Genomic DNA, 1,544 nt, shown 5'->3' with positions numbered 1-1,544 from the left:
CCCTGACTGCCAGACTGCTTGTGAGTCAGTTGTCCTCGATTTGAGGAGCTGATTGTTGTGTCTGTTCGAAGGTTCCGTACTGCGGAGCAGAAGCGAGAGCTGGTCTATGAGTATGTCGGGCTTGGGTATGGCCGTAAGGGGCCGTTCCTGCGTGAGCACGGGCTGGGTGAGGCCACGATGCGGCGCTGGCGGGCGCAGGTCTTCGCGGGCAGCTTGGAGCTGGGGTTGGTGCCTCGGCGGGGTGGCCTGGTGAGCGCGGAGGAGTCCGCGGGGTTGGCGCGGTTGCTGGAGCAGCAGGCTCAGCTGCAGCAGCGGCTGGCTGATCTGGAGGCCGATCATGAGCGGCAGCTAGCGGATAAGGATGCTGAGCTGGCCAGTGCGCAGGCCACGATCGAGGCGCTGGGAAAAGCTATCGAGCTCTTGCATCGCGGCGGCGCCGGCAAGAGCTCACCCGGCACCGACGCGCCGTCGCAGGTGTGAGGAGCGCCGAGACCGACCCTGAGGATGTCTCGATGCAGGTTGGCCTGGCGTTGGTGGCCGAGCTGAAGGCTGCGGGCAACTCCCAGCGGGCGGCGTTGGCGTTGGTAGGGATGTCGCGTTCGACCTGGCATTACCACCACCAGCCGCGGCCCCGGGCCGTGGCACCGGTGCCGCAGGCGCAGCGGCGGGCGGCCTCGTGGCTGCACGCGAACGAGCGGGCAGCGATCGAGGCCAAGCTGCAGGCCGGGTATCGACACGGCTGGTCGGTCTACCACTGCTTCTACCAGGCTCTGGACGCCGGCGATCCGGTCGCGTCGCTGTCGTCCTGGTATCGGGTCGCGCGTGTCCTGAACAGTCCCGCTCGCCCGGCCCGGCGCACCCGCCGACACCGCAGCACCGCCACACCGCAGGCGCTGGCCACCGCACCGATGCAGCTGTGGTCCTGGGACATCACTCATCTCAAGGGCCCCTACTTCGGGGTGACGTATCAGCTCTATCTGATCATGGATGTCTTCTCCCGCAGGATCGTGGGCTGGCGGATCGAGGAGGTCGAGGACGATGACCTGGCCCAGGAGATGTTCCGCAACGCCTTCGCCGTCCATGGCAGCTGCCCCCTCAGAATCCACTCCGACGGCGGCCCCTCGATGACATCGCGCACCGTGACCGGGCTGTTCCAACGCCTGGGTATCGAGATCTCGCGCAACCGGCCCCGGGTCAGCAACGACAACCCGTTCAGCGAGGCCCTGTTCAAGACCGCGAAATACGCCCCGACCTACCCCGACTACTTCAACGACGTGGCCGCCGCACGCGCCTGGGCAACGCACTTCGTGGACTGGTACAACCACCAGCACCACCACAGCGCCCTGGAAGGGCACACCCCGGCCAGCCTCCACGACGGCACCTGGATCCAGACCCACCACCGCCGCGTCACCACCATGGGACACCTCTACCAGGCCCACCCCGAACGATTCCGAGCCCGACCCGTCATCCACACCCCGATGGCACAAGTCGCCATCAACCACCCCACCACCGACGACCGACTCCAGACAGGTTGACAGGTTCCG

The 1,544-nt window shown here is 66.9% G+C and carries 2 protein-coding genes; both read left to right on the top strand.

All coding sequences use genetic code 11. The annotated features are described in order from the left end of the window. The first annotated feature begins 57 nt into the window (after positions 1 to 57). Positions 58 to 480, top strand: coding sequence for a hypothetical protein (locus GPA03_RS22420; RefSeq protein ID WP_156254282.1), 423 nt, complete (start codon positions 58 to 60; stop codon positions 478 to 480). Between the two features lie 32 nt (positions 481 to 512). Beyond that, positions 513 to 1,535: an IS3 family transposase gene (locus GPA03_RS22415; protein ID WP_156254281.1), complete on the top strand. Its 1,023-nt coding sequence runs from the start codon at positions 513 to 515 to the stop codon at positions 1,533 to 1,535. Positions 1,536 to 1,544 lie beyond the last annotated feature (9 nt).

Source organism: Pseudactinotalea terrae (assembly GCF_009733845.1).
GTDB classification, from domain to species: Bacteria; Actinomycetota; Actinomycetes; order Actinomycetales; family Beutenbergiaceae; genus Pseudactinotalea; species Pseudactinotalea terrae.
The sequence above is the reverse complement of the archived record's forward strand: the minus strand, read 5'-3'. Positions and strand labels throughout refer to the sequence as shown.